Annotated in this window: 10 protein-coding genes; all 10 read left to right on the forward strand. The window is 34.4% G+C overall.

Annotated elements, in window-relative coordinates:
* On the forward strand, positions 1 to 706 hold a 706-nt coding region (locus WMO25_RS09795), incomplete at its 5' end, for a sensor histidine kinase (RefSeq protein ID WP_349085154.1).
* A gap of 141 nt (positions 707 to 847) precedes the next feature.
* Entirely contained in the window at positions 848 to 1,735 is an 888-nt protein-coding gene (locus tag WMO25_RS09800) for an ABC transporter ATP-binding protein (RefSeq protein WP_349085158.1), read from the forward strand.
* A 7-nt stretch (positions 1,736 to 1,742) separates the two neighbouring features.
* Entirely contained in the window at positions 1,743 to 2,981 is a 1,239-nt protein-coding gene (locus tag WMO25_RS09805) for an ABC transporter permease subunit (protein ID WP_349085155.1), read from the forward strand.
* Positions 2,982 to 2,997: 16 nt separating this feature from the next.
* Complete coding sequence (locus tag WMO25_RS09810) at positions 2,998 to 4,545, forward strand: radical SAM protein (protein ID WP_118622856.1); 1,548 nt, start codon at positions 2,998 to 3,000, stop codon at positions 4,543 to 4,545.
* A gap of 73 nt (positions 4,546 to 4,618) precedes the next feature.
* Entirely contained in the window at positions 4,619 to 4,798 is a 180-nt protein-coding gene (locus WMO25_RS09815) for an Apre_1838 family putative sactipeptide bacteriocin (RefSeq protein WP_243099479.1), read from the forward strand.
* A 76-nt stretch (positions 4,799 to 4,874) separates the two neighbouring features.
* Complete coding sequence (locus WMO25_RS09820; protein WP_195368963.1) at positions 4,875 to 6,665, forward strand: ABC transporter ATP-binding protein; 1,791 nt, start codon at positions 4,875 to 4,877, stop codon at positions 6,663 to 6,665.
* Positions 6,666 to 7,184: 519 nt separating this feature from the next.
* Positions 7,185 to 7,328 (forward strand): hypothetical protein, encoded by a 144-nt coding sequence (locus WMO25_RS09825; RefSeq protein ID WP_172590459.1) that lies wholly within the window; start codon positions 7,185 to 7,187, stop codon positions 7,326 to 7,328.
* A gap of 23 nt (positions 7,329 to 7,351) precedes the next feature.
* The gene (locus WMO25_RS09830) at positions 7,352 to 8,467 is read left to right on the forward strand and encodes a hypothetical protein (RefSeq protein ID WP_118622850.1); all 1,116 of its coding nucleotides are present in this window, start codon (positions 7,352 to 7,354) and stop codon (positions 8,465 to 8,467) included.
* Positions 8,464 to 9,453, forward strand: coding sequence for a hypothetical protein (locus WMO25_RS09835; protein ID WP_349085156.1), 990 nt, complete (start codon positions 8,464 to 8,466; stop codon positions 9,451 to 9,453). Before WMO25_RS09830 ends, WMO25_RS09835 begins: the two co-directional genes overlap by 4 nt.
* A 29-nt stretch (positions 9,454 to 9,482) precedes the next feature.
* A partial coding sequence (locus WMO25_RS09840) for an ERF family protein (RefSeq protein WP_349085157.1) occupies positions 9,483 to 9,753 on the forward strand: 271 nt, incomplete at its 3' end.

Raw genomic sequence — 9,753 nt, forward strand, 5'->3', positions numbered from 1 at the left:
GATTGCTAATAAGGCTGCTAAGGCAGAAGAAAATAAGAAAAATGAAATTGTAGCATATTTAGCACATGATATTAGAACACCTTTGACATCAATCATTGGATATCTTAATTTATTGGATGAAATACCCGATATGGATGAAACGAAGCGTATGGAATATATTCATCGAGTGTTAGATAGAGCTGAACATTTAGAAGATTTGGTAAATGAGTTTTTTGAGATTACGCAGTATAATACTGGAGAGGTTATAGCGAATAAAACAAAGATAGATATACACTATATGTTCCTTCAGCTTCAAGATGAATTTTTACCTATGTTAGAAGAGAATAAGAATGAGTTGATTCTTGATATGAAGGGCAAAATTATAGCAAATGTAGATGCTGAAAAGTTGTCAAGAGCATTTTCAAATTTATTAAAAAATGCGATTTTATATAGTTTTCCTAAAACAGCAATTTGTATTTCAGCCAATATTAGTGACAATAATCTTTATATTAAAATGAAGAATAAGGGTAAAACGATTGCAAAAGAAGATTTAGGAAAAATTTTTGGAAAATTCAATCGTTTAGATGGTGCCCGACAATCAAATAATATAGGTGCTGGATTAGGTCTTTCCATTACAAAAGAGATTATTAATTTACACGGAGGAAATATTACGGCTGAAAGTAGCAACAATGAGGTTGTATTTCATGTGAAAATCCCTTTGGAATGAAGGAAATTAGGGAAATAACTATAACTTCTTAATATTTTCTTAGGAAAATTCCTATAAAGTTTTAAAACCATAGAAGCCTCTATTTGATATGATTTATATCAAATAGAGGCTTAATTATATTGTTTGGAGGTTGGTGATTTGATGAATTTACAAATTATGAATGTTACAAAAGAATTTAAGGATAAAAAGGCTGTAGATAAAGTAAATTTAACACTTGCCCCAGGGGTATGGGGACTGCTCGGGGCCAATGGAGCTGGAAAAACGACTTTGATGCGAATGATTACAGACATAATGAGTCCATCATCTGGAGTGATAAAATATAACGGGAAAGATATAAAAAAACTAGGAAAATTATATCGAGAGATTTTAGGTTTCTTGCCTCAAGAATTTGGATGTTCTAGTGATTTTTCAGTAGTTGATTATCTTGAGTATGTTGCTGCATATAAAGGAATTGAAAAAAAAGTTGCAAGAAAGAAAATAGCGGAATTGTTAGATATACTTACTTTAAGTGATGTGAAAAAGAAGAAGATTGTTAAATTATCTGGTGGTATGCGTCGGAGAGTAGGGATTGCTCAAGCAATGCTTAATAATCCGGAAATTTTAATCCTAGATGAACCAACGGCAGGACTTGATCCAGGAGAACGTATTCGATTTCGCAATTTTATATCAGAGTTTTCACAAGATAGAATAGTCTTAATTTCTACACATATTGTTTCTGATATTGAATATATTTCTACCCAAAATGCAATTATGAAAGGCGGGAAAATTGTTGATGTAGGAACCACGGAGGAGTTAGTGAAACAAATTGAGGGAAAGGTGTGGTCAGCTTTAATTCCTGCAAAGGAAGTTGCTGTTTTTGAAAGAAAGCTAAGAATTATTAATCAAAAAAATGAACCGAATGGTATGGTTTCCATACGGTATTTATCCTCAAATTCAGAGGTGGATAATTCCGTTAATGAAGAACCTAGATTAGAAGATTTATATTTGTGGTTATTTCCAGAGGCAGCGTATGAAAGAGAGGTGAAATAGAATGAGAATGTTTATAGTAGAACTTAAAAGAATTTTATCATCTCGAAGAACTTTGATTATTTTAGGTATTGGTCTGATCATGTCAACTTTGATGGGCATATTACCTATCACCTATGAAACCATAAATTATACAGATGCTAATGGTGAGGTGATTAGTTTACAAGGTAAGAAAGCTATTGAATATAAGAAAAGCATACGTTCAAAATATGATGGGGAAGTAACTGGTGAAAAATTAAAAAGTGCATTGACAGCATATCAAAAAGTAATAAAAGAAAATGGGAATATTACAGAGGATAACGAAAAATTTCCATTAACAGTATATACGGAATCAATATCTCCAATTAAGCCGTTATTATCTAAAATGCCCGAAGTATTTGCAGATCCTCAGACTGGCGTAGGTAGTGAGTTAAAAGATATTCCAATAGAGAAAAGTGATGATTTTTATAATAAGGCAAAATCACATTTAGAAGATGTAATTTCTTTAGAATATGATGGTAATAAAAAAATTATAGATACTGCATCTGAAATGTATGAAAAAGTAGAAATGCCTTTTTCATTATATGGAGGGTATTCACGTGATGCATTTGATTATATTACATTAAATATTTTGATACTATTGGTATTGTGCGTGTCTATCGCTGCTCCTACTTTTGCAGAAGGATATCAAAATGGATCTGACTGTATTTTGCGATGCACAAAATTTGGACGGATACCATTTGTAGTATATAAGATATTAGCATTGTTTTTTATTATAATACTATACTATTTAGTGTGTATGTTAATCCAAATAGGAATACTAAATTATAATTTCGGGTTGGAATGTTTAAATACATCAATACAAATGCTGTTTTCAGCCGTGGGATTAGTTTCGCTAAACCTTGGTCAATTACAAGTAGCAGTGGTATTGGGAGGATTGTTATCTATCTTGTGTACAGTTGCCCTTACTCTATTTATCTCAGCTAAAGCCCGAACATCTTTGACAGCAATACTAATTTCGGTAGTAACAGCACTATTGCCAACTATTGTATATGCTGTAGTAGGAACATCATGGCTTGTTTATATTTTACCTTCATCGGGTATTGGAATGCAAAATAGTCTTTTATATCAATTGGTTGATATTAATTTCTTGCCAATGGGTAATGCTGGTGTTTGGACACCATATATGATTATTGGAGGAGCGGTTGTTGAATTGATTGTGTTTTTGATGCTTTCAGTATATTCATATTGTAGGCATCGAGTAGGCTAGGAAGGGAGAAGATTGTATGAGTACAGAAGAAGTAGTAGTGAAGTTTTACGATGCTATATGCGAATATGGACGACCGGGAAGACTTGGAAAAACTTTTCAAACAAAGAAGAATTATTATTTTCTGGATGCAGGAACAGGGAAAGTAGCACAGATAAGAAAAACAGTATATGAGATTTTAACAACATTACTGGAAAGTGATGATGTTACAGAACTATTACAACTTTCTATGGATAGCAGCGAGTTGATTCAAGGCATTGAAGAAATTCAGGAAGCTATAAAAACAGAACATATTCTTTCAGCCAATAAAGTAGAAACTCTAACTGGAGAAGCTGTTACGGATTTGGATGAGGCTTTAGATCATAGAGTACAAAATGTAACATTAGAAGTTACAGAAAAGTGTAATTTGCGATGTAAATACTGTATCTATAATCCATCTCATCCAGAATATAGAGAGTTTGGTCATAAAGATATGGATTGGGAAACAGCTAAAAAAGCTATTGATTTCTTAAAATTACATTCGGATAAGGCGGAAGAAACTCATATTGGATTTTATGGAGGAGAACCTTTAATGAATTTTCCTCTAATAAAACAAGCCGCAGAATATGCGTTAGATGTATTCAATGGGAAAATGACATTTGCGATGACTACGAATGCTACTTTAGTTTCTGATGAAATTGCAGATTTCTTAATGCGCCATGATTTTAACATAATTGTTAGTTTGGATGGACCTGAAGAATTACATGATGCTAATAGGATTATGGTAGACGGAAAAGGTAGTTATACAAAGACGGTTCAAGGCATTAAGAAACTTCTTGAAGCAGAGAAACGGTGGAAAAAGGAATCTAAAATAAGCTTTAATATGGTTGTGTCTGAACCGGATTATGAAAACAAGTACAACAGGATACAAGAATTTTTGGATAATGCAGAATGGATTCCCGATAATATAGGAGTATTAACTTCATCTGTAGATAGAGGACCAGAGGATAGCGAGTATTATCTTCCACAGAGTAAAGAGGAATTTAGATATGTAAAAAGTGCATATGATCCTTTAGATGATTGGGAAAATCACTATAGAGAGGAGCATGAAGAAAGAGAAAAGCCACTATTTTCGGATAGCGTGATTGATAAGGGAATTTCAATTATACATCAAAGACTTTTGTCAGATAAGCCTGTGAAAAATTATGGAATGAATGGTTGTTGTGTTCCAGGAGAACGAAGAATATATGTAACAGTTTCAGGAGAATTTTTACTTTGTGAAAAAGTTGGGAATATTCCTAGTATTGGAAATGTGAATGAAGGTTTTTATAAAGATAGAATTAAAGAACTGTATGTAGATAGTTTCATTCAAGAAGCAAAGAAGTATTGTGGAGAGTGTTGGGCTGTTAATTTGTGTTCCATGTGCTATGTTAACTGCTTTGATCAAAACGGAACTCATTTTGCTTATCGGCACAATTCATGTAGAAGTGAAAGAATATATTTAGAGAATAATTTAGTAAGATATCATACCATCTTGGAAGAAAATCCAGAACGATTATTAGAATATAATCAAAAAGTATTCAAATAGGGAAAATACATTTTTTACATAAATGTGTTTAGTAATACGGAAAGGAGGTGTCGGTATGAAGTTTGTAAATCCAATGGGAAGAGAGCCTGGTAGTGGAATACAGCCGAGAGCATGTACTTGTACATCTGGATACGCAGGATACAGAGGCAATAATGATAGTTGTCTGCATTGCGGATGTGGCTGCGGTTCAGCTGGTGAATATCGTACAGGAAATAGAGTAAAATCTGTTACGACTATCAGAGCATCAGCGTAAGTTAGCTGAAAAAGGGGTATAGCAACTCAAGTATGAGATTTTGCTATGCCCCGATTTTATTTAAGAGGTGTGTCGTATGTTTGTGAAAATAAAGGAATACTATATTTTGTTTATATATACTTTGAAGTTGATATGCAGAATAAGTCTAAAGAATTTTCTTTTTACGGTAACTATTTCGAGCTTAAGTGGATTTCTTCCATTTATTGTTTTGGTAATTAATCAAAGGTTGATTAATGAATTGCAACTAATGGAAAAACCATTGAATATTATACTACAATTAGTGATTTTGTATTTTGCTATTTCTGTCATTCAAAATTTTTTTCAAAATTTAAGTAATTATAATTTGAATAAGCTTAATAATATTACTCAATATGGTATCAACAAAATTCTAATTGAAAAGTGTGGTAAATTATCATTGGAAATGTTAGAACGGACTGAAACATATGATGTTATCACGAGATTAGAGCAGGAAATAGCAATTAAACCTTATCAGACATTGCAAGCAATTATGAATATTTTTTCTAGTATAGTTTCTCTTATATCAGCTTCTATTTTGATCATATCATGGAATTGGAAGATTGAAGTGGCACTTATCATCATCTCTTTAAGTATGTTTGTAGGACAAATTATTATTGGGAATAAGGAATTTATGATGAAATATAGTAGAAGTAATAAGGAGCGAGAAGCCTGGTATTATTCATATCTTTTGACACATGATACTGCGTTTAAAGAAGTAAAATCGTATAATTTGAAAGATTATTTTATAGAAAAATATAAAACCATCAGTTCTTTGTTCATAAAGCAAGAAAATACTATAGAAAAATATAAAACCATTCTTAACTTGATTATAGGTCTTATTCAAGATTTGTTTAGCTTATTTATTATGGTAGTAGCTATTAGTGGGGCTTATGCAGGGGAAATTATGATAGGCACAGTGATGGCTTACTTAAATGCTATTACGATGATAGAAACATCTACAAATACAGTTGCAGCAGGCATATATTCCATTTATAATTCAAATTTATATATGAGAATGTTAAAAGATTTCATTGAAGATTCTGAGGGAGAAGAAAAAATAAGGAAGGATCTTCTAAAGATTGAAAAAATAAATAAAATAGAGTTGAGAAATGTATGTTTCGATTATCCAGAACTTAAAAATGTACTGAAAAATATTTCTTTAACAATTGGTAATAATGATCAAATTGCTATAGTTGGAAAAAATGGTTCTGGAAAAAGCACGTTATTTAAAATCTTGTGTGGGCTGTATTATCCTAAAAGAGGAGAAGTTTTAATAAATGATAAGCCGATAGAGAAATATAGTATTGAAGAATATAGAGAGAGAACTTCTGTATTATTTCAAGACTTTTTGAAGTATGAAGGATCATTAAGAGAAAATGTAATACTTGGAGATATTAGACGTGATAGTACTGATGAAAACGTTAAAGCTGCATTAAATAAGGCAAATGTGGATTTTTTGCTTCAAGAAGAAAAATATTCTTTAGATCGAATACTGGGTAATTGGTTTGATAATGGCAGTCAGTTGTCTGGTGGTCAATGGCAAAAAATAGCCTTATCCAGGGTATATTATAAAGACGCAGATATATACTTGTTAGACGAGCCTAGTTCTGCTTTGGATGCAACAGCAGAATTAAAAATTTTTAACAGCTTTTTTGAAGTAAGTAAAGAAAAAATTGCCATTTATATTACACATCGTGTAAAAATAGCAAAAAATGCCACAAAAATTATTGTTATAGATGAAGGAAAAATAGTTGGTATGGGAAATCATATGGAGTTGTTGAAAAGCTGTTCTGTTTATAATGAGTTATACAAGCAAGAAGTCGAAGAGTATAGAAAAAAAATATTATGAAACCACTAAAAACATTGCAGTTATATGTACTGGTTTAGAGCATGTTACAGCAGAATAGATTTATATTTTGGAATGTACATGAGTAAAAGGTTTATAACTTAAATGTAGATTCACGACAAACATATGAGTGAATTTTCTGTGAACAGTAACCATTCATACGTTTGTCGTGAATATATAGATTGAATAAGTTGACAATGACTATATATTGTGCTAATCTTAGATTGAATTAAAATTTATGCAGGTTCAAGCTAAGAACAGGCAGAGTTTTTAATTTTTTGTTCCGGCAGAACCGGAAGTTAAAGTTGAAGTGTAAACACACTTAAAAAAGGACACTGTCTATAAGGAAGATACAAAAAGTAAAAGAATCTTTTTGTGTCTTTTTTTGTGTCCATTTTTCAGAAAGGAGGATGACGAATGAAAGTAACAAGAAGTACAGGCAGCGTCAGGCTGTGCAGAAAAGAAATACCCCAGGACAGGGTATGATGGCGCAGAGAAAAGCAAAAGAAAAGGAGGAACAATATGCAGACAATCAAAGTAATGTGGGACGGTATCAATGAGCTGGATCTTATGACATTAACGGAAATGGGCAAGGATGGTTATCTTTTTGAGATTGAAAACGGAAGAATCCAAAATATCCTGATGGTGGCTGGAATTTTGAAATAAGAAGAATCTCAGAAAGGAGCAGTATGTATTATTATGATGAATTTGGAAAGGAATTTAAAGATGAATTAAGTTTCCATGAGTATCTGGAGGAAATTGATGAAAGAGCAAAATGGATCCGTATACCGTCACGAAGCTTGAGCGTCCTGACAGTTTCCGGCCATGAAGTACTTGTGCCGGATATGGAAGGTGTCGATATGAAGGACTTACTGGCAGATACAAAGAAGCATTCCGGATTACTGTTACAGTTTCCGGAAGGAATGTATCCCTTGGGAAAAACGGCAGTCAGTACACTGAAAGACCGCGCAAGAATTAAGGGAACGGCACTTATGGATGTCAAAAAATCGGTGCTGGCGGATATTCTTAATGAATGCCTGCAGGTTGCGAAAGGGGATGCGCTTCTGCGGATTTCAGAAGGTAAGGTAAGGGGAGTACTCTCCGGTGATGAAGCAGATTATGCGATTATCTCCATGCCGAAACTCTTTATGGTTGCGTCAGCATATATCAGTGGTGATCGTAATGGCGAGTTTATTTATGGTTATGCAGACCACAATATGGCACAAATCACTTGGAAGATTGTCGATCAAAAGATGACGAAAGCCTATGCAGATCTGATGGAGGAACATGGGAAAAAACCTTTTGGAAACCTTCAGACATTTATCCGCATTGTGAGTTCTGATGTGGGAGCATCGGGAGCAAATATTTTCTATTCCATTTTAGATGGAGACTTTACGATTGTCTTAGGGGAAGCGCTGCGTACAAAGCATCGGCATAAACAGGGATTAGAAGAATTTAGTGAAAATATGGAATCCATTTTCCAGTATTACAAACAGAAACTAAGGGACATAGGAAAGCTGTGTGATATCCGTATCCGGTATCCGGTGAATGCCCTCTCAGAAGTCATGAAGAAACAAAGTTTTGGGAAAAAGCTGATTGCGGAGACGGTAGAACGTTTCAAGACAAACTTCGGTGAACAGCCATGTAGTGCTTACGAAATTTACTGCGGGCTTTGCGAGGCACTTTTTTTTGCAAGGAAAAGCGGCAGCAGCCCATCCAATCTTGTAAAAATGGAAGAAAAAATCGCAAGGTGCATGAATGTACGCTGGCATGACTATGACATACCGGGAGAGATTTCGTTATGAAACTGAAAAAGGCAGAATCTGAAATGCTGCCTGTATGGGTGCTGTCCGGAGTTTATACCAAACCTTTTTTTGCATGGCTGAATGAAGCAGAGAAAAGCAATATATGGGAACACCAGAACGATACGGTGGTAAAAATGAGGCAGGGAAATTTTATCTATCTGTATCTCCAGAAAGGGGCAGGAAAAAATCTTGTGCCCGGGCATGATCTGAAATTTGCGGGATTGTTTGTCAGAAAAAATTACAATCTGTATGACGTGGATATGGAACTTGCTGTATTACTTGGCCTTCCGGAAGAAATAGGTTTTCCATGTAGAACAGACATCAGGAGAGCAGCAGAGGAACGAGCCAGCCAGAAAGCTGATGAAATACTGGAAATGCATTGGCAGGAGTTCCTATTTCAATCCGGGCTTGATACCAAGAGTTTGATTCTGCTGGTGGTCCGTAGTGAAATCAGAGAGCGTGCAGAGAACTATTATCTGCAGGGCAGGAATCTTGCTGATATCAAATTCGTACCGAAGATTTCTTTGGAGACATCTTTTTCCGATACCATGTATTTGCTGTTCTTGGAATATGGAGAGCAGGTGGTGGAAAAGATTGCAAAGCGGTGGATCAAACGGAATATTGCGTATATTTCGCAGCAGCGAATTCTTTTCGGCTGCGTGCGGGATGAATTCAGGGAAATTTTAAATACTCCGAATGACCGTATCCATAAAATCAAACGTCTGATACAGGCACTTGAAGGAAACAATAGCAGGACAGTAAAGATAGTCCTTTGTCGGAATGGGAAGGTGATTCATACAAATGTGCGAGCGGTGGATATATGTAATCCCAAAGGATGTTACGCTGTTAAGAGCCTTGTCCCAAAAGACAGGGGAGCTTTATATCGTGTCTTTGGAAAGGCAGCAGAATTCCGGATAGAAGATATACAGAGTGTGTCATGCGGCAGAGAGCTTCTTTATGAAGATACAAAGAAGAAAACAGCATAAAATTAGCAGAAACAGGAGGAAACGAATTAATGAAAAATTATCAATATTTAAATCTGGAACAGAAAATGTTAAGAATCAGAAGGAAAATGCCAACTCTTTTAAAAAAATTTTACAATGATGAGGCGGAGTATGATTTTTCCACACTGGATGATATTTACGAGGCAATGACACCGGCATTAAATAAATATGGCGTGAACTTTGATATTGTGCGTGAAATACCTACCCAGTATGACAAAGAGGGGCATCCGACATATCTTGTATTAGATAAAGATGACTTTTGGAGATATGAAGCAGACGTAG

This window comes from Coprococcus intestinihominis (genome assembly GCF_040096555.1).
Classification (GTDB): Bacteria; Bacillota; Clostridia; order Lachnospirales; family Lachnospiraceae; genus Coprococcus_A; species Coprococcus_A intestinihominis.